This window comes from Mycobacterium mantenii, assembly GCF_001667865.1.
In the GTDB taxonomy this organism is placed as follows: Bacteria; Actinomycetota; Actinomycetes; order Mycobacteriales; family Mycobacteriaceae; genus Mycobacterium; species Mycobacterium mantenii_A.
Map to the genome: position 1 here is coordinate 370,394 of NZ_LZJP01000089.1, position 25,181 is coordinate 395,574.

Here is a 25,181-nt window from a genome sequence, read left to right on the forward strand (position 1 = left end):
ATGCGGATACTGGGCGCGGCGACGGCACTGATGGCGGTCGCCGCCGTGGCGACGGGCTGCGGCGGGGTCGTGACCGGCACGGCGAAGCCGGCGCCGAACCTGAAGCCGCGGCCGATCAGCGGCGCAACGGTCAAACAGGTGCTCCTCGACGGCGCGACGCTGTCGCGGATGCTCGATCAGACCTTCGTGGCGCGGGATCCGGCCGAATTCGGCGGACCCGAAACGCTTTACGACGTCAAGCGATCGATGTCGCAGGCCGGTTGCCTGGGTGTGACGGCGATGCTGCAGAAGGACGTGTACGGGTCCGCCGACGTCAAAGACGTTGCGTCGGAGTCGTGGTGGAACAACGGCGAACCGGCGCAGGTGATCACGGTCGAGGAGGGCGTGGTCTCGCTCTCCTCGCCGTCGCAGGCCCAGGCGTTGTTCGCGCAGTTCTCCGGGCAATGGCAGCAGTGCAACGGCATGACGACGTCGGAACAAAGCGGCCCGATCAGCACCACGAACGTCATCAGCGATGTCCGCGTCACGGCTTCCACCATCGCGGCGACCAAGACGGCGACATCGATACTGCCCAACATGCCGCCCCTGCGGCCCACCCCGCAGGCGCGAGCCATCGGTATCCGGTCGAACTGCCTCGTCGAGGTCCAGGTGGTGTTCTTCGGCGGGCGACGGTCCTCCGATCCGGGATCGGCCGACATCAACTCCAGCGCCATCGACATCGCGCACGCGCTGATGGACAAAGTCAGCGCGCTGGGCTGACGGGACAATCGACAGAAGTGACAAGCCGCTGGTGCTCGCTGGTCGCCCTGGTGGTGCTGGCGAGCGGGTGCACCGCAACGACCGGTGGCAAGGCGGGACCGGCGCCGAGCTCGGTGCCGCACGCGCTGACGGGCCCAATCATCAAGCGAGCCTTGATCGATGGCGCCGGGCTGGCGAAGATGCTCAACCAGCCTTTCCAGACCGCCCCCAAATTCTCGGAGTTCGGCGGCAGCGACAAATTGGGAAGCGCGTGGGAGAACGCGCAGTCCGCCGATTGCCTCGGCGTGGTCCACATGATGCAGCGGGGGCCCTATCGCTCCGCGCCGATCCAAAACACGGTCAGTGAAATGTGGGACCACAACGGTACTTCCGTGAAGGTCGACAACGTCGACGAGGGCATCGTCGCGTTGCGGTCGGCCGCAGACGCCAACGCGTTGTTCGCCACGTTCGCTTCACAGTGGCGGCACTGCGATGGCACCACAGTGACGACGCCGCCCGTCGATGTCTACGGCCAGAACGCCCTATCCGACGTACGCGTCACGGATTCGGTTGTCGCGGCAACAGTCTCGATGGGTTCGGGCCCCCACTCGATGTTGACGACCATCCCCGAAGCCCGGGCCCTGGGCGTGCGGGGGAATTGCCTGGTCGAGGTCATGGTCAGCTTCGTTCCCACCTCCTACCCGGGAGACGAGGGGACCGGCGACATCAATACCAGCGCCATCGACATCGCGCACGCGGTACTCGACAAACTCAGCACCCTGACCTGACACGGCCTCACCATCGGAACCTGGGACATGCCTGACGTTGCGCTGTGTCCTCGGTGTGGCATGCGGTGTGCCCCTCGCCGGCGAACGTAAAGTCCGGTTAAGGCGGTAACGAGCGAGCTAGCGGATCTGGAGGCGCGGCAAGAAGCGTGATGACCGGTACGAGAGACTCCCGGCGCATCGGTGCCCTGATGGTCATCGTGATGCTGGTCTCGGGCTGCTCCGTCGCGGTCGACGGCACGGCGCGGCCGGCACCCGGCGCCGCGCCGCGATCGCTCAGCGGATCGACCATCAAGCGGGTGCTGCTCGGCAAGAGTGCACTTTCGCGAATTGTCAAGCAGCCGCTGAACATTGATCCCGGATTCCCGCCGAGTTTCGCGGGCCCCGAGTCGCTGCAGGGGGACAGGTCGGGCTCGCCCGACGACTGCATCGAAGTCGCGGTGATGCTGCAGCAAAGCGCCTACCGATACCGGAACGTCAGAGACGTCGCGCAGGAGACGTGGCGGCCCGAGTCCACGACCGCCGCGGTGGTCAGGGTCAAAGAGGGGGTGGTCGATTTGCCGACGCCCAACGACGCCGGGGCGCTGTTCGTGACGTTTACCAGGCAATGGCAACGCTGTGCGGGCAAGACGGTTCCACTGACCGGTGGGGCGTTCAGGCTGAAGGCGAAGGTGAACGAAGTGCATGTTGAGGCTTCGGTTCTCGCGGCGACGACGTCGATCGAATTGGACTCGCCGAACCCGCTTTTCGACGAATCCCTGCCGGTCGGGCGGGCCATCGGTGTGCGGGACAACTGCCTCATCGAAGTCGAGGTCGACTTTGGGAGCATGCCGAACCGGTCGCCCCGGCAACTAGGCGATGTCGACGCCAGCGCCCTCGATATCGCGCAGGTCATGCGGGACAAGATCGGAGCGCTACGCTAGGCGGGAGCTGCGGCGCTTACGGTGTCGCACAACGCGTTTGGCGCCCGACACGACTGCGATCACCACTACATCGGCGCGTTGGCGGGCTGGAACATCCCGGAGCCGTCGGCTTCCTCTTCGGCGCGGATGACGTGGACCACCGCGTTGATCAGCGCCAGGTGGGTGAACGCCTGCGGGAAGTTGCCCAGCTGCCGGCCGGTGCGCGGTTCGATCTCCTCGGCGTAGAGGTGCAGCGGGCTGGCGTAGGACAGCAGCCGCTCGCACAGGCGTTTGGCGCGCCGCACCTCGCCGATCTCGACCAGCGCCGAGACCAGCCAGAACGAGCAGATCGTGAAGGTGCCCTCCTCGCCGGACAGCCCGTCGTCGGTCTCCTCGACCCGGTAGCGCAGCACCAGGCCCTCCTGGGTGAGTTCGTCGGCGATCGCCAAAACGGTGTTGCGCACCCGCGGGTCATCCGGCGGCAGGAACCGGGTCAGCACCACCAACAGCAGCGAGGCGTCCAGCGCGTCGCTGCCGTAGCGCTGGGTGAAGACGCCGCGGGAGTCCACGCCGTGCTGCAGGATGTCGTCCTTGATCTCCTCGGCGATCGCCCGCCACTGCTGGGCGTAGCTCTTCTCGCCCTGCCGCTGGGCCAGCTTGGCGCCGCGGTCGAGCGCCACCCAGCACATCACCTTCGACGACGTGAAGTGCTGCGGTTCCCCGCGCACCTCCCAGATCCCGCGGTCCGGCTCGCGCCAGTGCTTGATCGCCTCTTCCACCTGCTTTTTCAGCACCGGCCACAACGTCTCCGGGACTTGCTCGCGGGACTTGGCGTGCAGGTAGAAGGAGTCCAGGATGGAGCCCCAGATGTCGTGCTGGATCTGGTCGTAGGCGCCGTTGCCGATGCGTACCGGGCGGGCGTGGTCGTAGCCGGACAGGTGGTGCAGCTCTTCTTCGACCAGACTGCGTTCGCCGCCCACGCCGTACATGACCTGCAGCGGGTGCCGCTCGTTGTGGTTGGCGCCGGAGACGTCGGCGATGAAGGCGAAGAAGTCGTCGGCCTCGCGGTCCAGTCCGAGCGTGTACAGGCCCCACAGCGCGAACGTGGAGTCGCGCACCCACGCGTAGCGGTAGTCCCAGTTGCGTTCGCCCTGCGGTGTTTCCGGCAGCGACGTGGTGCTGGCCGCCAGCAGCGCACCGGTGGGCGAGTAGGTCAGGCCCTTCAACGTCAGCGCGCTGCGCTGCAGGTATGCCCGCCACGGGTGGTCGGGGAAGTTGCCGATGTTGATCCACTGCCGCCAGCACTCGGTGGTCTGCCACATCTTGTCGGCGGCTTCCTGGTAGGTCTGCGGCGCCGGGTGCTTGGTCCAGCTCAGCGCGACGAACACGTCGTCGCCCTCTTTCATCCGGGTGCGCGCGCGTGCCTCCCGGCCTTCCAGCCCGATCCGCAGGTTGCTGGTGAGCCGCAGCGTCGGGTGGGCGTCGGGTTCCCTGGTGGCGCGTGCGACGGCCTCGCCGTACGCGTTCGCGGAGTACTCCCAGCTGGCGCCGACGCGGTGGTAGTCGAACGCCGGTTCGCAGCTCATCATCAGTTCGACGGTGCCGCTGACGCAGCGCACCGTCCGCAGCAGGATGTGCTCGGCATCCCAGTCCATCGGGGTGCGGCGGTGCGTCCGTGATCGCCGTTCGAGATCATGCCAGGGGCCCATGACCAGCGCGTCGCGCACGATCAGCCACCCGGTGTGGGTCTGCCAGGTGGTTTCCATGATGAGGCTGCCGGGCAGGTAGCGGCGGGCCGAGGGCACCGAGACCCCGTAGGGACCGAGCCGGAAATGGCCGGCGCTGCGGTCCAGGATCGCGCCGAACACGCTGGGGGAGTCCGGCCGGGGCACGCACAGCCATTCCACCGATCCGGCCGGCGAGATCAGGCAGGTGGTTTCCCAGTCCGACAGGAACGCGTAGTCGGCGATCGGCGGGAAGGGGTTCCGCAGGGCTGCGCTGGGAGCAAGCGGTCCGGGCGTGCGCAGGTCGATGGACGACGACATCGTCGTTGCGGGAGCAGCTTCGAACGCGTCCTCGGGCATGGCTTCGTCCGGGTCGGCCGGTTGGTCTTCGGGCTGGGCATGCAAAACCATCTGGACATCATCGCTGCTCAGCGATCCCGCGTCCAACGTTTCGCCAACCGCGGCGTTGCGCGCCGCACATTGGTCTTCGGCAGCCAGGCCGAATAGGGTGAGCCTCGTGAACGCGTTCCTCAATTGGTGGGACGGCAACGAGCTGTGGCTTTCCGGGTTGCCCTTCGTGCTGCAGGCCATGGTGGTGATGCCGATCGTGCTGGCGGTGGCCTATGCCACGGCCGCCGTGCTGGATGGCCTGCTCGGCAGGGGCATCAAGCTGATGCGCCGTGCCCGTAACGCCGACGGGACGCCCGGGTAACGCGCATGCCTCGGTCGCACGTGACGCTGGTGCTCGGCATCCTGGTGGCGCTGGTGGTCGTCACCTGGTTGGTCACCCATTTGATGCACCGCTAACGCACGCGGGCCGGTTGCCCAGCCACCGTCGCGGTGGCGGCAACGTCAATTCCTGTTAGGCTTCCCGCCATGCGCATGGCAATCGGCATTCCGGGGTGCTATGCCTTCGTGCACTGTTGTCGCTGACTCCCAAACCCGTGCGCGGTCTGGTCTGGAGTTTTCGAATTCTCCTGAGGTTCTAGGTGCCCTTCCGCAGAAACGGGACCGCAATCCCATACGTTTCGCATCGGAAGGCCCTCAATGGACATCAGGACCGCATCGCGCTGGCGGCCCGTCCTTGCCCTTGCCCTGATTGCCGGCGTCGTCGCCGGATGCCACGGTGGCGCCAGTGACGCCGTCGGTGGCGGCGGGCTGCCCAACGCCCGCACCAGCATCACTCTGGTCGCCTACTCGGTCCCAGAACCGGGGTGGAGCAAGATAATTCCGGCGTTCAATGCCTCCGACGAGGGCAAGGGCGTGCAGGTGGTCACCTCCTACGGGGCTTCCGGTGATCAATCCCGCGGTGTCGTCGACGGCAAGCCAGCCGATGTGGTGAACTTCTCCGTCGAACCCGACATCGCTCGGCTGGTCAAGGCCGGCAAGGTTTCCAAGGACTGGAATGCCGACGCCACCAAGGGAATTCCGTTCGGCTCGGTGGTAACGCTGGTGGTGCGCAAGGGCAATCCGAAGAACATCAGGGATTGGGATGACCTGCTGCGGCCCGGAGTAGAGGTCATCACCCCCAGCCCGCTGAGTTCCGGATCGGCCAAATGGAACCTGCTCGCGCCGTACGCCGTCAAGAGCGAAGGCGGTGCCCACAGCGACGCCGGTGTTGAATTCATCAAGAAGTTGGTGACCGAACACGTCAAATTGCGCCCCGGATCGGGGCGGGAGGCCACCGATGTCTTCGTGCAGGGCAGCGGCGACGTGTTGATCAGCTACGAGAACGAGGCCATTGCCACCGAGCGAGCGGGAAAACCGGTCGAACACATCAACTTGCCGCAGACCTTCAAGATCGACAATCCGGTGGCGGTGGTGAACACCAGCCCGCACCTGGATGCCGCGGTCGCCTTCAAGAACTTCCAGTACACGGCTGCGGCCCAAAAGGTTTGGGCGCAGGCCGGTTTCCGCCCGGTCGATCCCGCCGTCGCCGCCGAATTCCGAAACCAGTACCCGGTGCCGGCGAAACTGTGGACCATCGCCGAGCTGGGTGGCTGGAGCACGGCGGATCCGCAGTTGTTCGACAAGACGACCGGCAGCATCACCAAGATCTACACGAAGGCCACCGGATGACGGCCATCACGCCGGACCCGCTGGCGATCCGGCCCGAGCTCAGCGGTGACGTGCCACCGCTTCCCGGGCGTGGTCGCGGGACCACCGCCCTGCGGGTCGGCGCGGCCACGGTGTGGCTGTCGGTGATCGTGTTGCTGCCGCTGGCGGCGATCGCCTGGCAGGCCGCGGGCGGCGGCTGGCACGCGTTCTGGCTCGCGGTCTCCTCGAATGCCGCGCTGGAGTCGTTCCGGGTGACCCTGACGATCTCGGCCGGGGTCACGGTGCTCAACCTGATTTTCGGCCTGGTGATCGCGTGGGTGCTGGTGCGCGACGACTTTCCGGGCAAGCGCCTCGTCGACGCGATCATCGATCTGCCGTTCGCGCTGCCGACCATCGTCGCCAGCCTGGTGATGCTGGCCTTGTACGGCAACAACAGCCCGGTCGGTCTGCACCTGCAGCACACCTCGTGGGGTGTGGCGGTGGCGCTGGCCTTCGTCACGCTGCCGTTCGTGGTGCGGGCCGTGCAGCCGGTGCTGCTGGAATTGGATCGCGAAACCGAGGAGGCCGCGGCGTCGCTGGGCGCCAGCGGCCCGAAGATCTTCACCTCCGTAGTGCTGCCGTCGCTGTTGCCCGCGTTGCTATCCGGTGCGGGCCTGGCGTTCTCGCGGGCGATCGGCGAATTCGGATCCGTGGTGCTCATCGGTGGTGCGGTGCCGGGCAAGACCGAAGTGTCGTCGCAGTGGATACGAACCTTGATCGAGAACGACGACCGCACCGGTGCCGCGGCGATATCGATTGTGCTGTTGGCGATTTCGTTCGTGGTGCTGCTCATCTTGCGAATCGTGGGCGGACACGCGGCCAAACGAGAGGAACTGTCCGCATGACATCGTCTGCGGGGGTCCGCTATTGGTTGCGATTCATCGCGCTCGGATACATCTTCGTGCTGCTCGTCGTCCCGGTGACGTTGATTCTGTGGCGAACGTTTCAACCCGGGCTCGGTCAGTTCTACGCCTGGGTGAGCACCCCCGCGGCGATCTCTGCGCTGAATCTGACGCTGCTGGTGGTGGCCGTCGTGGTGCCCCTCAACGTCATCTTCGGTATCCCAACCGCATTGGTCCTCGCGCGCAACAGGTTTCGCGGCAAGGGCGTGCTGCAGGCGGTCATCGACCTGCCGTTCGCGGTTTCGCCCGTCATCGTGGGCGTCGCGTTGATCGTGTTGTGGGGGTCGGCCGGTGCGCTCGGGTTCGTGGAAAAAGACCTCGGGTTCAAGATCATCTTCGGCCTGCCGGGAATCGTGCTGGCCAGCATCTTCGTCACGCTGCCGTTCGTGGTCCGCGAAGTGGAGCCGGTGCTGCATGAGCTGGGAACCGACCAGGAGGAGGCCGCCGCCACCCTGGGTTCGGGCTGGTGGCAGACCTTTTGGCGGATCACCCTGCCGTCCATCCGGTGGGGTCTGACCTACGGCATCGTGTTGACCATCGCACGTACCCTGGGGGAATACGGTGCCGTGCTGATGGTGTCGTCGAACCTGCCGGGGAAGTCACAGACGCTGACGTTGCTTGTCTCCGACCGGTACAACCGCGGTGCGGAATACGGCGCCTACGCGCTGTCGACGCTGCTGATGGGAGTTGCCGTGCTGGTGCTGGTTTTCCAGGTGGTGCTCGACGCGCGCCGCGCACGAGCGGCGCGACAGGCCTGACGAGGGGAATGACCGTGACAAACGCCAACCGGGGCGACCTCGCCATCATCGTGCGCGACGCCAACAAGCGTTATGGCGACTTCGTCGCGCTCGACCATGTGGACTTCGTCGTCCCCACCGGCTCGCTGACGGCATTGCTGGGGCCCAGCGGCTCGGGCAAATCGACCCTGCTGCGCACCATCGCCGGCCTCGACCAACCCGACACCGGAACCGTCACCATCTACGGACGCGACGTGACCCGCGTGCCGCCGCAGCGCCGCGGCATCGGGTTTGTGTTCCAGCACTACGCGGCGTTCAAGCACCTGACGGTCCGCGACAACGTGGCCTTCGGGCTCAAGGTTCGCAAACGTCCCAAAGCCGAGGTCAATGCCAAAGTCGACAATCTGCTCGAAGTGGTGGGGCTGAGCGGTTTTCAGGGCCGCTATCCCAACCAGCTGTCCGGTGGTCAGCGACAGCGGATGGCGCTGGCGCGGGCGCTGGCGGTCGACCCGCAGGTGCTGCTGCTCGATGAGCCGTTCGGCGCGCTGGACGCCAAGGTGCGCGAGGATCTGCGAGCGTGGTTGCGCCGCCTGCACGACGAGGTGCACGTGACCACGGTTCTGGTCACCCACGATCAGGCGGAGGCGTTGGACGTCGCCGATCGGATCGCGGTGCTCAACCATGGCCGCATCGAGCAGATCGGCTCCCCGACGGACGTTTACGATGCCCCGGCGAACGCGTTCGTGATGTCGTTCCTCGGTGCGGTGTCCACCCTGAACGGCACGCTGGTGCGGCCGCACGACATCCGGGTGGGGCGTACCCCCGAGATGGCGGTGGCCGCCGAAGACGGCACCGCCGAGTCCACGGGCGTGGCACGGGCCGTCGTCGACCGGGTGGTGAAGCTGGGCTTCGAGGTCCGGGTGGAGTTGACCAGCGCCGCGACCGGCGGATTCTTCACCGCCCAGATCACGCGCGGTGACGCCGAAGCGCTCGCGCTACGCGAGGGGGACACCGTCTACGTGCGTGCCACCCGGGTGCCGCCCATCACCCCCGGCGCGACGGACGCCAGTCGCGAGGCCGACGAGGATGAGACCACGCTGACGTCGGCGTGACCGCCGGATCGGTCCTGTCGCGCGCTACGACGCGTGCAAACCGCATTCGGTCTTGGCCCGTCCCTGCCAGCGTCCGCTGCGCGGGTCGGCGCCCGCCAGCGGCTTGGCCGTGCAGGGGGCGCAACCGATCGATGAATAACCGTCGTACATAAGCGGATTGACCAGCACGCCGTTCTCGTCGATGTAATTCTGGACGTCCTCGTCGGACCATTCGACCAGCGGGTTGACCTTCACCAGCTTGAAGCCTTCGTCGAAGCCGACCACCGGGGCGTTGGCGCGCGCGGCGGTCTCGCCCCGGCGCAGCCCGGTCACCCACGCCGAATATCCGCGCAGCGTCTTGCCCAGCGGCTCGACCTTGCGCCGCCGGCAGCACTCACCGGGATCCCGCGCGAACAGATCCTTGCCCAGCAGTTTGTCCTGCTCGGCGACGCTCTGCTCGGGGGTGACATTGAGCACCCGAATGTCATACACCGACTCGATCGCGTCCCGGGTGCCGATGGTCTCCACGAAGTGATAACCGGTGTCCAAGAACACCACCGGCACACCCGGGCGTGCCTTGGCCGCCAGATCGATCAACACCGCCTCCTGCATGCTGGAGGCCACCACGTAGTTGCAGGTAGCCCAGCCGCGCGGCCCGTTGATGCCGCCGAAGGTTTCGTCGGTCCACCGCAACACCTCGGCGGCGCTGGCACCTTCGAGCTCGGCCGCGCCGCGGGCGGCAAGCGCGCGCAGTTCGGCCTCCGAAAGTTTGGTCGTTCGTTCGCTCATCGCAAATCGTCCTCGTCTGCCCTCATAGCCCACTGTGCGAAACGTTCACCCTCGCCGCGATATTTCAGGTAGTTGCGTGTGACCCGCTCGATGTAGTCGCCGAGCTCGTCGCTGGTGACCTTGTGCTGACGCAGTTTTCGCCCGAAGCCGCTGTCCAGGCCCAAGCTGCCGCCCAGGTGAACCTGGAAACCCTCGACCGAGCCGCCCTCCCCGTCGTCGACCATCTGGCCCTTGAGCCCGATGTCGGCGACCTGGATGCGGGCGCACGAATTGGGACAGCCGTTGATGTTGACGGTGATGGGCACGTCGAGCTGCTGATTGATGTCCGCGAGCCGGCGTTCCAGCTCGGGAACCAAAGATTGTGCCTTGACCCGGGTTTCGGCGAACGACAACTTGCAGAACTCAATCCCGGTGCACGCCATCAGGTTTCGGCGCCACTGCGACGGCCGTGACTGCAGGCCGAGCGCGTCGAGGCCCGCAATCAGTTCGTCGAGCTTGTCATCGGGCACGTCGAGGACGACCAGCTTCTGGTAGGGGGTGAGCCGAATCCGGTCCGAGCCGGCCCGCTCGGCCAGGTCGGCCACCGCGGTGAGGATGGTGCCCGACACCCGACCCGCGATCGAGGCGACGCCTACCGCGTTGAGGCCGTTCTTGAGCCGCTGCACCCCGACGTGGTCGATCGGATGCTTCAGCGGCTCGGGTGCCGGGCCGTCGATCAGCGGACGCTTGAGGTACTCGGTCTCGAGAACCGCACGGAATTTTTCGATGCCCCAGTCCTTGATCAGGAACTTCAGCCGCGCCTTGGCGCGCAGGCGTCGGTAGCCGTAATCGCGGAAGACCGAGGTCACCGCGTGCCACACCTCGGGCACGTCGTCGAGTGGCACCCAGGCGCCGACCCGCTGGCCCAGCATCGGGTTGGTCGACAACCCGCCCCCGACCCACAGGTCCAGCCCGGGGCCGTGCTCGGGGTGGTTGACGCCGATGAACGCGACGTCGTTGACCTCGTGCACCACATCCTGCAGGCCCGAGATCGCGGTCTTGTACTTGCGTGGCAGGTCGGCGAAGTCGGGCTGACCGATGTAGCGGCGCACGATCTCGTCGATCGCCCAGGTCGGGTCGAGCACCTCGTCGAGGGACTCACCCGCCAGCGGCGAGCCCAGGATCACGCGGGGGCAGTCGCCGCACGCCTCGGCGGTCTGCAGCCCGACCTCGGCCAGCCGGCGCCAGATCTCGGGGACGTTCTCCACCTCGATCCAGTGGTACTGCACGTTTTCCCGGTCGGTGATGTCGGCGGTGTCGCGGGCGAATTCGGTGGAAATCCGGCCCACGGTGCGCAGCGCCGCCGCGGACAGAGCGCCGCCGTCGCAACGCACCCGCATCATGAAGTATTTGGCTTCCAGCAGCTCGGCGTTGTCGTCGCCGGTATACGTGCCGTCGTAGCCCTGTTCACGCTGGGTGTACAGGCCCCACCAGCGGAAACGCCCACGCAGGTCGCTCTTGTCGATGCTGTCGAAGCCGTCCCTGGCGTAGGTGTTCAGGATGCGGTCCCGCACGTCCAGCGGGGCGCCGGCCTGCTTCATCTCCTCGTTCGGGTTCAGCGGCTCACGATTTCCCAGTGCCCATTGGCCCTCGTTACGGGCCTTCGCGGGTCGGGCGGTGGTCATCGGAAGTTTTCTCCTTTAAAAAGATCGCCAGCGCGGCCAGCACAGTTCACCGACATTTGAGCGGCGCGGAACCTTCGGCCAGCTGGAGACGCAGGGGGCCTGGGTCTACCACGTCAAGGCAGACAGATACAGCTGCAAACGCGCTTGAGATCAATGTGCCGCCGCGCCACGAGCACAATGTGCGGGCTGGGCTGGTCGACGGTCACGACCCCATTGTGCCATGGTCGCCGAAGGGCCGTGCGAGCAGGTCAAATCTTGGCTCACGGTGATTAAAACTACCGATCGAGGCTGGGAGATCCCACTCGCAAAGGCTTGGGAGTTCATGCGACGTCGCGTGCCCGGCCGGTCGTCGTCCCGGGTGGTCGACGGCCCCGGGGCGCCCGGTTCGCCGTGGGATCATGTGGCATGGCCATTCGCGAGGAACCCCTCGACCTGCCCGACATCCGGGCGGTCGCCGGGCAGCCGTTTGGCATTTACGTGCACGTCCCGTTCTGCATAACGCGTTGCGGCTACTGCGACTTCAACACCTATACCCCGGCCGAGCTGGGGGGCGTCAATCCGGACGCCTGGCTCAGCGCGCTGGGCGCGGAACTGGAACTCGCGGCCGCGAGGCTGCAGGCGCCGCCGGTGGATACCGTGTTCGTCGGTGGCGGAACGCCCTCACTGCTGGGGGGTCCGCGGATGGCCACCCTGCTCAACATGGTGCGCCAGCACTTCACGCTGGCGCCCGACGCCGAGATCACCACCGAGGCCAACCCCGAATCGGCGTGGCCGGACTTCTTCGACGCCATCCGGGCGGCCGGCTACACCCGGGTGTCGCTGGGCATGCAGTCGGTGGCGCCGAGGGTGCTGGGGGTCCTCGACCGCATCCACACACCGAACCGGTCCGCGGCCGCCGCCCGCGAGGCGCTGGCCGCGGGATTCGAGCACGTCAGCCTTGACTTGATCTACGGCACGCCGGGGGAGTCCGACGAGGACCTGTTGTGCTCGGTCGACACGGCGATCGAGACCGGTGTGGATCACGTGTCCGCCTATGCGCTGGTGGTCGAGGAAGGCACCGCACTGGCCCGCCGGGTGCGCCGCGGCGAACTGCCCGCACCCGACGACGACGTGCTGGCCCATCGCTACGAATTGGTGGACGCGCGGCTGTCGCAGGCCGGGATGTCGTGGTACGAGGTGTCCAACTGGGCGCGGCCGGGCGGTGAATGCCGGCACAATCTCGGCTACTGGGACGGCGGCCAGTGGTGGGGCGCTGGGCCGGGAGCGCATGGCTACGTCGGTTCGACGCGCTGGTGGAATGTCAAGCATCCCAACGCTTATGCGGAGAGGTTGAGTGCCGCGGCGCTGCCGATAGCCGGATTCGAGCAACTCGACGCCGAGGCCTCACACACCGAGGACGTGCTGTTGAAAACCCGTTTGCGCCAAGGGCTCCCGGTCGCGTTGCTGAGTGCTAGCGAGCGCGAACGCGCCGGGGGCCTAGTCGCCGACGGGTTGCTGGTCGCCGACGGCGACAGGCTTGTCCTGACTCCGCGCGGACGGCTGCTGGCCGACGCCGTGGTGCGAACGCTATTGGGGTAGCGGCGTTTACCGCGTGGTCAAACCCCGAACCAATGCTCAAAGAGGCGGGCGATCTCGATGTAGAGCGGGATCCCGATGGTGACGTTGTAGGAGAACGTCAGGCCCAGGGAGGCGGCCAGCGGCAGCGTCGGGCTCGCCTCGGGGATCGCCAGGCGCTGCACCGCCGGGACGGCGATGTAGGACGCAGCACCGCACAGGACCGCGAACAAGACGTAGGTTCCGGTCTTGAAATCGGTGTGGGTCAGCGCTGCGTAGCTGCAGGCGACGAAGATGCCAAGTGTCGCAAAGACATTCGGCGCCACCAGGCCGAAGACGATGAAACCCGGACCCGCCGTGCGAAGGTCCTTCAACTTGCGCGACGCCGTCATCCCCATCTCGAGCAGGAACAGACACAGCACGCCCTGGAAAGCCAACACGAAGAATTTGTCGTCGTCGGCGACGACTTTCTGCCCCTGCAGTCCGCTGACGAGGCCGATGATGATGCCGCCCATCAAAAGCACAAGGCCGGGATTGAGGAAGACCTCCTGAAACAGCTCCCGGGAGAAGATCGGCACCTTCTTGCCCTTGGTGCTCGCCGGGATCTGGTCGTCCCAATCCGGGTGCTCCATCTTTTCCAGCGAAAGTTCCAGCTCCTGCTCGATGGCCGCTTCCTCCTGGCTCTCCAGGCTCTGGCCGCGCGGCGGGCGCGCGGCGGTGCCGGGGCCCACCCCGACCTTGACCGGCGGCGTGTAGCCGACCTCGTCGGGCATGTAGCCGGCGGAGTCCATGCCGCGGTGGCGCAGTCGGGCCACGAAATACAGCGCCACCAAACAGCCCGGGATCTCCATCACGGCCAGCATCACCGGCATGTACGCGTTGAAGGCGATGTTCACCGCGGCCAGGACGGCCACGCAGGTGGCGAAGGTACCCGCCGAGTCCGACCCGTAATAGCCGGCGACCGTCGCGCGGTCGACTTTGCGAAGCGATTTCAGGCGGCTGAGGCCGAGGTAGGCCAGGCCGCCGATCGCACAGTTCAGCACGAAGCCCAGGACCATGAATCCCACGATGGCGCCGACGCTGGACGCGCTGACCTGCGCGAGCTCTTCCCCGCCGTGCCAGCCGATGGCCAGCAGCAGGTACATCGTCAATCCCTGATAAATGACGTAGGGGAATTCGAATCGCACCTTCAGGATGGGAATCAAAAATCCGAAGTAAAAGAACAGTAGAAGTGGCTTGAACAAGTTGTGGGTGAAGTTGTGCCAGAACTCTTGCAGCATCGATGCCTCCGTCAAATAGGGCGCTGATCAGGGGAGGCACCGTCCGCAAGCGGAGCAACCACGAAACATCCCGACCGACCGTGAAGAATTTATCGCCGCCGTTGACTTGCCGCCACTTGAACACACACAGGGAAGCGGGCGCCTTTTCGGCGGCTAGTGGGCGGTAAACCTGCTGGTCAGGGCGGTGCGCGTCGAGCGGGATCCCGTATTTGCGCGGGCCGAGGGCGGCGACAGTTTGGTGTGAATATGCTGTGTGTTTACTGTGGAGTCAATATTGGTCAGCGCGCCGACGCGATCAGCGAGGGCCTAACCCCGGCTCCCTTTTTACGGTGCGTTACCGACAGCCAGGCCGACGGCGAGTAATGCGTTGTGATTTCCTCGAAACCGTCGACGCGGGAAACCGAAAGCACTCCGGTCTGCTGATTGATTTCGAGTTCGTCGCCTTCGCTCGCGTGCACTTCCTCGCCGTTGAAAAGCCGGATTATGAACACCGTGATCCTCCAATCCGGCGGGTGGGGGGGCGCGAAGCAAGTGGGCGCTAGGGAAAGTGTCGCTGCCGCAGTCGCTTGTTGTGCGACCGCGACGTAAACGGTTGGGAAACCTTTGGAGTGGCGATCTTGAAAGCCGGCGACGGAATCCGCGCCCCGGATGCGGATCTCACCCCGGTCTAGCTGGGCGAACAGGTGGGCGACGCCGGCGCGCCGGAACTCGTCGGCGGTTACCGCCCGAGCCGGCCGGCGCTTTAACTCCGTGGGAGTTTTAGCTGAACGCGCCACACGAGGAGTCGGTTGGCGGGAGCGGTTGCGCGCGAGAACATAGGTTAGGCTACATTTACTAACCGTGACCGAGGTCAGCGTCGAGACAAGTTCCGCCGGCTCTGAGTCGCCGTCGATTCCGCTCCCCGTGCATATCGACCCGGCGGACCTGGCAGCCGAGCTGGCCGTGGTTCTATCCGAGCGCGTCGGGGACGAGTATCTGCTCTACGAGCGTGGCGGTGAATGGGTGCTGGCCACCGGGGTGCACGCGCTGATCGAGCTGGACAGCGACGAGCTGCGCGTGATCCGCGACGGCCTGACTCAAAGCCAGCGGTGGTCGGGCAGGCCCGGGCCGGTTCTCGGTGAGGCCATCGACCGGCTCTTGCTGGAAACCGACCAGCTCTTCGGTTGGATCGCCTTCGAATTCGGCGTCTATCGCTACGGGCTGCAGCAGCGGCTGGCGCCGGGAACTCCGCTGGCCCGGGTGTTTTGGCCACACGGCCGCATCGTGGTGACCCGAAAGGCGGTCCGCCTGTACGGCACCTCGGCCGGCCACCGCGACGAAGTCCTGGACGTGCTCGGCGCCGGTGTGCCCGACGTGCGCGCCGCCTCGGCGGTCGATGTCGTCGCCGACCCGTCCGCCTACCGCGATCGGGTGGCGGCCGCCGTCAGCGAGATAGCCGCGGGCCGCTACCACAAGGTCATTCTTTCCCGGTCCCTGGAAGTGCCCTTCCCGCTCGACTTTCCGTCCACCTACCGGCTGGCCCGTCGCCACAACAACCCGGTGAGGTCGTTCCTGTTGCGGCTAGGCGGGATTCGCGCGGTGGGCTACAGCCCCGAACTGGTCGCGGCCGTGCATCGCGATGGCATCGTGGTGACCGAACCGCTGGCGGGCACCCGCGCACTCGGCCGTGGCGAGGCGCGTGACCGCCAGGCCCGCGACGACCTGGAGTCCAATTCCAAAGAGATTGTCGAGCACGCGATTTCGGTGCGAAGCTCGCTGCAGGAAATGATAGAGATCGCTGAGCCGGGCACCGCCGTCGTCACCGACTTCATGACAGTGCGGGAACGGGGGAGCGTGCAGCACCTCGGCTCCACGGTCAGCGGTCGGCTGGGGACCTCGAACGACCGGATGGACGCGCTGGAAGCGCTTTTCCCGGCGGTAACCGCGTCGGGAATACCGAAAGCCGGTGGCGTTGAAGCGATCATGCGCCTCGATGAGGGGCCGCGCGGGCTGTATTCGGGTGCGGTCGTGATGATTTCGGCCGACGGTGGGCTGGATGCGGCGCTTACGCTACGGGCGGCTTACGAACGTGACGGCAAGACGTGGCTGCGGGCCGGTGCGGGCATCATCGAAGAGTCCACTCCCGAGCGCGAATTCGAAGAGACCTGCGAGAAGCTGTCCACGCTGGCGCCGTATCTGATTGCGCGTCAATAGCTTTTAATCGCTCCTCCTGCGCGGCGGTCGTGGTACCAGGCCGCTCCGGTGTTTTCCGTGTCACGGTTGGTGCCGTAGGGACTTTCGGCCCTATTTACCTCGTTCCCCGGTATGTCATCTTCGTGTAACCGCATGACACAGATACATTGCGCATAACCGATTGTCACAGATAACTGGGAGGGCTCCGTGCCCAAGGCACTGACTAACCTGCAGCTACTTCACGAGCTCGAGCCGGTGGTTGAGGGCTTGCTCAATCGTCACCTGTCGATGTTCAAAGAGTGGAACCCGCACGACTATGTTCCCTGGTCGGACGGCAAAAACTTCTACGGGCCGTCCGGTCAGGGCTGGGAGCCGGGGCAGGCCAAGCTGCCCGACGTCGCACAGGTGGCGATGGTCCAAAATCTGCTGACCGAAGACAATCTGCCGTCGTATCACCGCGAGATCGCGATGAACTTCAGCATGGACGGTCCGTGGGGCCAGTGGGTGAACCGGTGGACCGCGGAGGAGGCCAGGCACAGCACGGCGTTGCGCGACTACCTGGTGGTCACCCGCGCCGTCGACCCGGTGGAGCTGGAGAAGCTGCGCCTGGAGCAAATGACGAGGGGCTTCAGTCCCGGCCAGAATCAGCAGGGCGATATGTTCGCTGAGAGTCTGTTCGACTCGGTCATGTATGTCTCGTTCCAGGAACTCGCCACCCGCGTCTCGCACCGCAACACGGGCAAGGTCAGCAACGACCCGATCGCCGAGCAGTTGATGGCCAGGGTGTCGCACGACGAGAACCTGCACATGCTCTTCTACCGGGACATCAGCGCCGCCGGCCTGGACATTGCCCCCAATCAGGCGATGAGGTCGGTGCACCGGATCCTGCGCAATTTCAAGATGCCCGGATATACGGTCCCAGAGTTCCGTCGCAAGGCGGTGGTCATCGCCGTCGGCGGCGTCTACGACCCGCGGATCCATCTCGAAGAAGTGGTCATGCCGGTACTGAAGAAGTGGCGGATCTTCGAACGCGAAGACCTCACCGGCGAGGCCGCCGGGATGCGCGACGATCTCGCGCTGCTTGTCAAGGAACTCGAGGATGCCTCGGAGAAGTTCGACGAATCCAAACAGCGCTATCTTGAGCGTGAGGCGCGCAAGACCGAAAAAATCACCGCCAGCAAAGTGCTCCAGACTAAGGGAACGTTAACGCTGAGCAAACACTGATGGCGGCTATGTTTCTTGATGAGACCCCTCGGGTGGTTTCGACGAAACCTTCGGGTGCCCTTGATGAGACCCTCGGGTGGTCTCGGTCAGACCTTGGGGTGGTCTTGGCGAGACCTTCGGGTGACCGAATATCGGTCACTACCAAGCTTTTTGGTGGCGCCGGGCGTAGGATATGTCCAACTTCAACCCGATGGAGGATTCGTGTCTGGCCTCAAGTCCAAAGTCATCGTTGCCATGATGCTCGCCCTCGCTTACCCGATGGCTGCGGCCTGTACGGGCACAATTACCTGCCCAACCTGCGTCGTCGTCACCGTTTAGCAAAGCCCGAACGTCTGAGTTGGCGGTCGCACGACCCAGGGGTCGTGCGCCGCAGGCTCAGGCCGAAGAGCCCGATTCGAGATAGTCGGCCAATATCCGACCGACCAGCGACTCGATGTTGGATTCGATGGACGAGGCGAGCGTGGCGGTGACGGTCGCCACCGCCTGAGTGCGGAAGCGCACCAGCATGGTGATCAGCTCGGCGATCTCGGCATCGGCCGGCAGCGGTTCGCCGGGCTTGATGCGGTCCAGCACGTGCTCGGCCCCGGCGCGCACCAGCATGTCGCTGATCTTGTCGATCTCTGGGACGATCTGCTCGTGGAGATCGATAAGCTTGTCGAATTTGACGCCGTAGCCACGGATTTCGTTGAATGCTTCGATGAGTTTCGGGCGGGTGATGGTGGCCTGCGTCCCATCGAGCCGGATCACCTGGAGCGCGACCAGGCGGTCGAACGCTTGCGCGTCGTCGACGAGTTTTTGCGCGTCGGCCAGCGACATCGTCTCGGGCTTCTCGGTGGTCCAGGTGCCCGCGATGGCCGTTTCCAGGCCCAGCACGTCACCCAGGTTCTTGCCTTCCTCCCAGGCGCCGAGCATTTCGCGCACGTGCGCGATGTTGTAGCCGCGGTCGAGCATCGAGGTGATGAGCCGCAGCCGGGTCAGGTGGGTGTCGTTGAACAACGCGATCCGGCCGACCCGCAGTGGGGGTGGTAGCAGTCCGCGGTCGCGGTAGACGCGGATGTTGCGGGTGGTGGTGCCGGCCAGCCGGGCCAGGTCGTCGATCCGGTACTCGCCGGAGTTCGCGGCGCCGTGCGGGTGCCGGGCCGCCGCGTCGAAAAGCTGCGACACCGCGCCCTCGATGAGCTGGCGGTACTCCCGCGATTGGCGCCGAACGCGTTTGGGTGCTCGCCGCACATTGTGCAGCACGCTGGCTATGGTGCCGGGTTCGGGCCGCGATGCGCGCTCGGTGGCCATCTCAGTGCGGCATCTCAGACGGACGCGGTGGCCCGCGTCTGGGCGTGGCGCGCCACCGCCTGGTAGTCCTCGTACCGGAAATCCCTCATCTGGCGAAGATACTGCGTGGCGAAACCGGGATACATCGAGCCGTTGAATCCGTCCTTGGTGAGATACCAACTGCGGCACCCCGACATCCAGGTCGTCTTGGTGAGCCGGCGTTGAATGTCCTCGTTGTGGCGACGCTGGACCTCCTCGCGCACATCCAGGTAGCGCAGGTCGTTGTTGAGGACGGTGGTGATGCCACGCACCGCATAGTCCAGTTGGCCCTCGATGTAGACCAGCAGGGAGTTGTGCCCCGGTCCGGAGTTGGGCCCGGTCATGACGAACAGGTTCGGATACCCGTGCACGTTGATGCTCTTGTAAGCCTGTGCACCGTCGGCCCATTCGGCGGCCAGCGAACGGCCGCCGAGTCCGGTGACTCCGAAGGGCGGACCGGTCAGGTGCACGTCGTAACCGGTGGCGAACACGATGCAGTCGAGATGGTGTTCGATGCCGTCACTGGTGCGAATGCCGACCGGACTCAATGTGGCGATCGGCCAGTCGATGAGCTTGCAGTTGTCGCGTTGCAGCGCGGGGTAGTAGTCGCTGGAGACCAGCATGCGTTTGCACCCCGGCCGGAAGTCCGGCGTCAGCTGACGCCGCAACCACGGATCTTTCACCTGGGCGCGCAGGTGCGCCCGCCCCAGCCGGGCGACCAGCGAGGTCAGCGGCGTGTCCCAGACCAGCGCCGTGGCGCTGGCTTCGTGGCCCCAATACAGCGCCTGGCGCGCAAGTTGTTGGGTGGCAGGGATTTTGGCGAACAGCGATTGCACGGCCGGCGGGGTGGCGACGTCTATGCGTGGCAGCACCCAGCACGGTGTGCGCTGGAACACCTTGACGAACCCGGCCCGCTTGACCAGCTCGGGGATGACCTGGATCGCGCTGGCCCCCGTGCCGATGACCGCGACGCGCTTGCCGGTGAAGTCGTAGTCGTGGTCCCAGCGCGCGCTGTGAATCTTGTGTCCGCGGTAGCTGTCCAGGCCCCGGATCTCGGGGAAGCTGACATCGGACAGCGGACCGGAAGCCAGCACGACGGTGCGGGCGCGAAACTTCTTGCGGTTCTTGGTGGTCGCGGTCCAGACGCCGGCTTCCCCATCGAAGGTCAAGTCTTTGACGGCATGGCCGAACTTGATGCGGCTGCGGATGTCGAACATGTCTGCCATGTCCTCGAGGTGACGATGAATTTCGGGGGCGGGCGAGTAGGTGCGTGACCACGCCGGGTTCTTGACGAAGGAGTACGAGTACAGCAGTGACGGGACGTCGCAGCTGGCACCGGGATACGTGGTGTCGCGCCAGGTCCCGCCGACACGGTCGGCACGTTCCAGCATCACGATGTCGTCAACTCCGGCCTCGGCCAACCGAATTGCCGCCCCGAGCCCGGTGAAGCCGGCTCCGACGATCAGCGCCGCGTGGGCGCGGTTGTTCACCATGGTCACGCCGCCGGCTCGTGGGTGAGTTCTCCAACCCAAGTCGGTACCGACGGAAGCAGGGGCCGCGGATACCGGTCGGAAAGCCATACCATCGAATTCGCCAGCAAGTGGTACGGATGGCGTGGATTTGTGACCACTCCCGCGTAGCGCCTCAGGAAACGATAAGTCGGTACCCGCCTTGTACGTTCGCCGCGATCACCAAGCTCTTTGAATCGTTTCACGGCCCGGTAAAGCCGCTCTGGCTCCATGCCCATGGCGGTGATCTCGTTGCGGATCCTGTTGATCAGCGGTGCGCCCATGATCGCACCGATGATGAGCCCCGGAGTGGCATTGTGACCGACGAAGTCGATCAGCAATCGTCGGATTTTCGCGTGCCCGATCATGTCCAGGACTTCGAAATCGACGACCAGGTGGCGTGATTCGTCATTGTTGATCTTCTCGAAAACCTGGTGGCAGATGGGGTCGTGCACCTCGTCGAGGAGGAATTTCAACAGGGCGCCGTCCAGTGCGACTTCGAGCATCGGAATGACCGTGCCCAGCAGAGACAGCGGCATGTCGTCGGCCCAGCGGTCCAACCAGTCGATCGCCAGCCGGATGTTCACGTTCGGCTCGGGAATCTCACCTTCGGTGAGCATGCCCCAGCGCTTCATCAGCGCCAGTTCGGCGTTGGCGTGGCGCTGCTCCTCGGCGTGGAAGTAGCGGTAGATCTCGGCGATGGTCGGTGTGGGTGCCTTCTTCGCCAGCGCCGCGAAGCCCCTGGCGCCGATGTTCTCGATCCAGCACAGGTCGGCCATGAACGCCTTGAGCTGTGGCCGCTGTTCATCACTGATCATTTCGGCGCCGGGCGCATCCCAATCGATGTCGGCGAGCGCCCACTGCCGGTCTTTGATCTTGGCGAGCATGGCTTCCATGTCGATGGCCATCGCAAGCTCCTCTTCGTCGGGTGGATCAGGGCAGGTTGATCCGGGACACCAGCCCGGCCGCACGTGTGTAGGTCTGTGGGGCAAGGCGTTTGATGTTCCAGCCGATCTTGGCGTCGAACTGCGGCATGCAGTACAGGTCGCCGCGGTCGTGTGTGTCCAAGCAGGCCCGCGCGACCTTCTCCGCGGATAAACCCGTCCAGCGCATCAGTTTCGCGGCCAGTTCGCTCGATTGCTCGCTGATGCGGCCGGACTCGAGGATGTTGGTCTTGACGAAGGTCGGGCACAGCACGGTGACTTTCACCTGTGTGCCCGCCAATTCGGCGGCCAGGGTCTCCGAGAGTGAGAGCACCCCGGCCTTGCTGACGTTGTAGGCGGCCATGCCGGGAGCCGCGCCGAACGCCGCCGCCGAGGCCACATTGATGATGCCCCGCGGCGAGTGTGTCGGCTCGGCGTCGCGCAGGATCGGGGTGAACACGTGGCACCCGTGGATGGGACCCCACAGGTTGATGCCCAGGGTCCAACGCCAATCGTCCAGCGGTGCGTCACCGATGGCCGCGCCGCCCGCGCCGACGCCGGCATTGTTGATCACCAGGGTGGGTGCCGCCCCGAACCAGGACTGCGACTGTTCGGCCAGCGCCTGCACGTCCTCGAATCGCGAGACGTCACAGCGGATTGCCACCGCGTCGGCGCCCCGCTCGGTGATCGTGTCGGCCGTCCGCTTGGCGGCGGCTTGGTCGATGTCACTGCATACGACCTTGCCGCCGCGCTTGCCCAGTTCGACGGCGAAGGCGGCGCCGATGCCGCTGCCGGCGCCGGTCACCACCGCCGAGGCGCCGCGGCTGGTCCTCGAGCGGCTCAGCAGTCTGTCTATGGGTCCGAGCATGGTCAGTGCGCCTCCTCGGTGACGGTGCGCGCATCCTGCAGTGCGTGGGCGATGAATCGCGCGACGTAGGCCATCGCCTTGGCGGCCTCGGGCGTGATGCGTGGCAGCGCCTGGAAGACGTGCACCTGATGGGGCCAGATCTGCAATTCGCATCTGCCACCGGCGGTTTGGATGTCGGTGGCGAGCTGGCGTGCATCCTCTTGCAGCATCTCGGCTCCACCGGCCTGGATCAGGGTGGGGGGAAGCGCGGGGCCGCCGGCGACGTCGAGCGTCAACCGTTGGTGGGTGAGGTCGACGCCGTTGTGGTACAGGCCGACCAGGCGGACCGCGCTTGCCGCCCGGGTGGCGGGATCGGGGCGTATCTGTTCGCGCGCGAGCGACAACTCGAACGTGAGGTCGTACAGCGGGGAGAGCAACACCTGTGCGGCGGGGTGATCGATGTCGGGCTGCAGCAGCATATCGACCGACAGGTGTCCGCCCGCCGAGTCACCGGCGATCACAATTCGTTTGGGCGGCACGCCACAGGTGTTGACCAGCCAGTCCCAGCCCGCGCGGACGTCGTCGGCCGCTGTGGGGAAGCGATGGCGGGGTGCAAGTCGGTAGTCGACGCAGAAGACGGGAAGCCCGGTCAAAGCTGACAGCCAGGATGTCAAGCGGCGGTGCGTCTTTGGCGAGCACACGGCGTACCCGCTGCCGTGCACGTAGTAGATCGCACCATCGCTCATTGATGAGCGTTTGAACTCGCTTGTCGGCGTTCGCGGCCCATAGACCCACTCACCCTTGACGCGGCGACCGTCGGGCAGCCTGACGTCTACCGATTCCACGCGGGTTCCCGCGAGCGTGGGACCGAACGTCCCCATGATCCTGGCGACGATCTGGCGCGATACCCACAGCCCCCAGGCCCGTTCGGGCGGGATCACGCTGGTGATCGGCCGAAGGGTGTACGTACTTACCGCCGCCGCGCCGCGGGATCGCAACGACCCACGAGCCGGAACGTCGTCCGTCATACGACGAAGTCAACACCAAATGGTGACATTGGTCAATGGCAGGTTTGCGCGCGTCGTAGCTTTCCGCTCACCATCGTCGAAAATCCCGTTAGAACTCTGTGCGAAGCAGAAAACTGAGCGAGGGAGGGGCCTTACCAGGGTCTAGGCTCACCGGCGTCGTGTGCGTTTGGGGCTAGGGTGACGGTCAGGTCATCAACGGCGACACGGTATTTGCTTCTCCACAGTTCGGCGTCGACAGGGTCGTCGATGGTCACCGCATGATCGCCGAATGTTTCATGTGCCTCCAGGGCCACCGCGAGTTTTGCGAGCATGCCGGGTAGCCCTCTGGAGTACCACAGCCGTCTCAGGGCGGCTAGATCACTGAGGTTCTTCAGGTCACAGGTGAGGCTGACTACCTCGTCGAAGTCGTCCGCATGGTCGGCTTTGATCGCGGCGAGCGTTTGCTCTAATTGGACGACTGAGTGTTGTTGTTCGATCAACTCGCGCACGAGCGCCCATACGGCATCGGCCGGATCTATACGGAAGGGTCCTTGAGCGTCCATGTCAGGCATGCTCATCGCGTCACCCTTTCGCTCGGCCGTGGTTACCCCGCTGGCGTAGTCCCCGGTAGATCAGACTTGAGTGGGCTCGGATGCGACCATCGAGCTCGTGTCTTAACCGAGGTCCGAGGCTCCCCGCGGATCGCGGCACCTTTGCTGCAACGAGTCACGTGACGCACGCCGTCACTCGAAGGCGATGACGCCGCGGATGTTGTTGCCGGCGCGAAGGTCTTTCATGGCCTCGTTGATGTCGTCGAGCTTGTACTTCTGCGTGACCAACTCGTCGAGCTTGATCAGGCCTGCCTCGTACATCGATAGCAGCTTGGGCATGGCTTCGCGGGGGTTCATCTCGCCGTAGAGCACACCCTTGAAGGTCTTGCACGAGCTGACCATGTCGGTGAGGACCATCGGCACCATCAGATCGGTGATCTTCGGCATCCCGGTCAGCACGCAGGTTCCGCCCTTGCGCAACAACATCATCGCCATCATCACCATGTCCGCAGGAACAACCCCGGGAGTCAGAACGACCCGGTCGGCCATCACACCCCAGGTGATCTCCTTGACCAGTTCCAGCGCGGAACCGGTATCGGTGGCGGTATGGGTGGCGCCGAATGTCGGCGCGACCGACCGTTTGAACTCGTTCGGGTCGACGGCGACGATCTGCTTGGCGCCGGCGACCTTCGCGCCCTGCACGGCGTTCATGCCGATTCCGCCGACGCCGATCACGACGACGGTGTCGCCCGCCTGGGTACCTGCTGCCACCGAGCCCGAGCCGAATCCCGTTGTCACACCGCAGGACACCAGTGAGGCAGCCTCCAGGGGAATCCAGTCATGGACTTTGACCAGCGAGCGTTCGGACGCCACCACATACTCGGAGAACGTACCGACCTGCATCATCGCCATGAGGTCTTCGCCGCCGAGGTGGCGACGTCGGGTGCCGTCGGTGGTCATCGCCTTGCTGTAGATGTCGGCACCGATATCGCACAGGTAGGTGTAGCCGCTGGTACACCATCGGCAATTGCCGCAAGCGGGTAGAAACGAGATGGCGACGTGATCACCGGGTTTCAGCGTCTTCACCTCAGGGCCAACCGTTTCGACGATCCCCGAGCCCTCGTGTCCGCCGAGCATGGGAAACCATTCGGGGACCGGAAGCCCGGCCGCCCGCATCATCTCTTCCATCTCCGCGGTCGGCACGCTGTCGCCGGTGTAGAAGTGCTCGTCGGAGTGGCAGATCCCCGCATAGGCCATCTTGACCAGCACTTCGCCTGCGTGCGGCGGGTCGAGCTCTACTTCGGTCACTTCCCAGTCCACACCGACACCGCGCAACACCGCTGCTTTGGACCTCATTGCTTCTCTTTCGTTGGAGAGG

At 65.4% G+C, this 25,181-nt stretch carries 24 protein-coding genes; 11 read left to right on the top strand and 13 right to left on the bottom strand.

All coding sequences use genetic code 11. The features are described from left to right. The 3 genes from A5688_RS15370 (at position 1) to A5688_RS15380 (ending at position 2,446) form a co-directional block, all read left to right on the top strand. Positions 1–759, top strand: a complete 759-nt coding sequence (locus tag A5688_RS15370; protein ID WP_067908549.1) for a sensor domain-containing protein — start codon at positions 1–3, stop codon at positions 757–759. Positions 760–776: 17 nt separating this feature from the next. Then, a complete protein-coding gene (locus tag A5688_RS15375; RefSeq protein ID WP_067908546.1) occupies positions 777–1,526 on the top strand; it encodes a sensor domain-containing protein in 750 nt (249 codons plus the stop codon). Between the two features lie 149 nt (positions 1,527–1,675). Next, positions 1,676–2,446 carry a sensor domain-containing protein gene (locus A5688_RS15380; protein ID WP_207546675.1) on the top strand — a complete coding sequence of 257 codons (771 nt, stop codon included), beginning with the start codon at positions 1,676–1,678 and terminating at the stop codon, positions 2,444–2,446. Positions 2,447–2,511: 65 nt separating this feature from the next. Here the strand turns inward: A5688_RS15380 and A5688_RS15385 are convergent, their stop codons facing one another. Then, positions 2,512–4,560 (bottom strand): glycoside hydrolase family 15 protein, encoded by a 2,049-nt coding sequence (locus tag A5688_RS15385; protein WP_067830407.1) that lies wholly within the window; start codon positions 4,558–4,560, stop codon positions 2,512–2,514. A 106-nt stretch (positions 4,561–4,666) separates the two neighbouring features. Between A5688_RS15385 and A5688_RS15390 the strand changes: the two genes are divergently transcribed. The 5 genes from A5688_RS15390 (at position 4,667) to A5688_RS15410 (ending at position 8,997) form a co-directional block, all read left to right on the top strand. Next, positions 4,667–4,861, top strand: a complete 195-nt coding sequence (locus tag A5688_RS15390; RefSeq protein ID WP_067829914.1) for a hypothetical protein — start codon at positions 4,667–4,669, stop codon at positions 4,859–4,861. A gap of 335 nt (positions 4,862–5,196) precedes the next feature. Next, positions 5,197–6,228: a sulfate ABC transporter substrate-binding protein gene (locus A5688_RS15395; protein ID WP_067908540.1), complete on the top strand. Its 1,032-nt coding sequence runs from the start codon at positions 5,197–5,199 to the stop codon at positions 6,226–6,228. Further along, positions 6,225–7,091 carry a sulfate ABC transporter permease subunit CysT gene (gene cysT, locus A5688_RS15400; protein WP_067829920.1) on the top strand — a complete coding sequence of 289 codons (867 nt, stop codon included), beginning with the start codon at positions 6,225–6,227 and terminating at the stop codon, positions 7,089–7,091. Before A5688_RS15395 ends, cysT begins: the two co-directional genes overlap by 4 nt. Continuing rightward, positions 7,088–7,906: a sulfate ABC transporter permease subunit CysW gene (gene cysW / locus A5688_RS15405; RefSeq protein ID WP_067908537.1), complete on the top strand. Its 819-nt coding sequence runs from the start codon at positions 7,088–7,090 to the stop codon at positions 7,904–7,906. Before cysT ends, cysW begins: the two co-directional genes overlap by 4 nt. A gap of 8 nt (positions 7,907–7,914) precedes the next feature. Then, the gene (locus A5688_RS15410) at positions 7,915–8,997 is read left to right on the top strand and encodes a sulfate/molybdate ABC transporter ATP-binding protein (protein WP_067829927.1); all 1,083 of its coding nucleotides are present in this window, start codon (positions 7,915–7,917) and stop codon (positions 8,995–8,997) included. A gap of 24 nt (positions 8,998–9,021) precedes the next feature. Here the strand turns inward: A5688_RS15410 and A5688_RS15415 are convergent, their stop codons facing one another. The 3 genes from A5688_RS15415 to A5688_RS28570 form a co-directional block, all read right to left on the bottom strand. Continuing rightward, positions 9,022–9,765, bottom strand: coding sequence for a phosphoadenylyl-sulfate reductase (locus A5688_RS15415; protein WP_067829929.1), 744 nt, complete (start codon positions 9,763–9,765; stop codon positions 9,022–9,024). Beyond that, complete coding sequence (locus tag A5688_RS15420) at positions 9,762–11,429, bottom strand: nitrite/sulfite reductase (RefSeq protein ID WP_067908534.1); 1,668 nt, start codon at positions 11,427–11,429, stop codon at positions 9,762–9,764. The genes A5688_RS15415 and A5688_RS15420 overlap by 4 nt, the downstream gene beginning before the upstream one ends. 113 nt (positions 11,430–11,542) lie before the next feature. Beyond that, the gene (locus tag A5688_RS28570; RefSeq protein WP_431739706.1) at positions 11,543–11,635 is read right to left on the bottom strand and encodes an Ms4527A family Cys-rich leader peptide; all 93 of its coding nucleotides are present in this window, start codon (positions 11,633–11,635) and stop codon (positions 11,543–11,545) included. Positions 11,636–11,834: 199 nt separating this feature from the next. On the opposite strand from A5688_RS28570, the gene hemW reads away from it, so the two are divergent. Then, complete coding sequence (gene hemW, locus A5688_RS15425) at positions 11,835–13,007, top strand: radical SAM family heme chaperone HemW (protein ID WP_067908531.1); 1,173 nt, start codon at positions 11,835–11,837, stop codon at positions 13,005–13,007. Positions 13,008–13,024: 17 nt separating this feature from the next. Here hemW and A5688_RS15430 read toward each other — a convergent pair whose 3' ends face one another. After that, positions 13,025–14,263 carry a sodium-dependent bicarbonate transport family permease gene (locus A5688_RS15430; protein WP_067829938.1) on the bottom strand — a complete coding sequence of 413 codons (1,239 nt, stop codon included), beginning with the start codon at positions 14,261–14,263 and terminating at the stop codon, positions 13,025–13,027. 278 nt (positions 14,264–14,541) lie between these two features. Continuing rightward, a complete protein-coding gene (locus tag A5688_RS15435) occupies positions 14,542–14,754 on the bottom strand; it encodes a hypothetical protein (RefSeq protein WP_067908528.1) in 213 nt (70 codons plus the stop codon). A 349-nt stretch (positions 14,755–15,103) separates the two neighbouring features. Between A5688_RS15435 and A5688_RS15440 the strand changes: the two genes are divergently transcribed. Together A5688_RS15440 and A5688_RS15445 are read left to right on the top strand one after the other, a co-directional pair. Further along, positions 15,104–16,456: a salicylate synthase gene (locus tag A5688_RS15440; protein ID WP_067829944.1), complete on the top strand. Its 1,353-nt coding sequence runs from the start codon at positions 15,104–15,106 to the stop codon at positions 16,454–16,456. A 186-nt stretch (positions 16,457–16,642) separates the two neighbouring features. Beyond that, positions 16,643–17,659, top strand: a complete 1,017-nt coding sequence (locus A5688_RS15445; RefSeq protein WP_067908525.1) for an acyl-ACP desaturase — start codon at positions 16,643–16,645, stop codon at positions 17,657–17,659. 375 nt (positions 17,660–18,034) lie between these two features. Here A5688_RS15445 and A5688_RS15450 read toward each other — a convergent pair whose 3' ends face one another. The 7 genes from A5688_RS15450 to A5688_RS15480 all read right to left on the bottom strand — a co-directional run bounded on the left by A5688_RS15450 (position 18,035) and on the right by A5688_RS15480 (position 25,159). Next, positions 18,035–18,949 carry a MerR family transcriptional regulator gene (locus tag A5688_RS15450; protein ID WP_067908522.1) on the bottom strand — a complete coding sequence of 305 codons (915 nt, stop codon included), beginning with the start codon at positions 18,947–18,949 and terminating at the stop codon, positions 18,035–18,037. 14 nt (positions 18,950–18,963) lie between these two features. Next, complete coding sequence (locus A5688_RS15455; RefSeq protein ID WP_431602643.1) at positions 18,964–20,460, bottom strand: flavin-containing monooxygenase; 1,497 nt, start codon at positions 20,458–20,460, stop codon at positions 18,964–18,966. Between the two features lie 2 nt (positions 20,461–20,462). Then, a complete protein-coding gene (locus A5688_RS15460; RefSeq protein ID WP_067829957.1) occupies positions 20,463–21,383 on the bottom strand; it encodes a reductase in 921 nt (306 codons plus the stop codon). A gap of 25 nt (positions 21,384–21,408) precedes the next feature. After that, on the bottom strand, positions 21,409–22,266 hold the full coding sequence (locus A5688_RS15465; RefSeq protein ID WP_067829960.1) for an SDR family NAD(P)-dependent oxidoreductase: 858 nt from the start codon (positions 22,264–22,266) through the stop codon (positions 21,409–21,411). Positions 22,267–22,268: 2 nt separating this feature from the next. After that, positions 22,269–23,273: an alpha/beta hydrolase gene (locus A5688_RS15470; RefSeq protein ID WP_082955018.1), complete on the bottom strand. Its 1,005-nt coding sequence runs from the start codon at positions 23,271–23,273 to the stop codon at positions 22,269–22,271. Between the two features lie 131 nt (positions 23,274–23,404). Continuing rightward, on the bottom strand, positions 23,405–23,830 hold the full coding sequence (locus A5688_RS15475; protein ID WP_067908519.1) for a hypothetical protein: 426 nt from the start codon (positions 23,828–23,830) through the stop codon (positions 23,405–23,407). A 165-nt stretch (positions 23,831–23,995) separates the two neighbouring features. Next, entirely contained in the window at positions 23,996–25,159 is a 1,164-nt protein-coding gene (locus tag A5688_RS15480) for an NDMA-dependent alcohol dehydrogenase (RefSeq protein ID WP_067908516.1), read from the bottom strand. Positions 25,160–25,181: the final 22 nt, after the last annotated feature.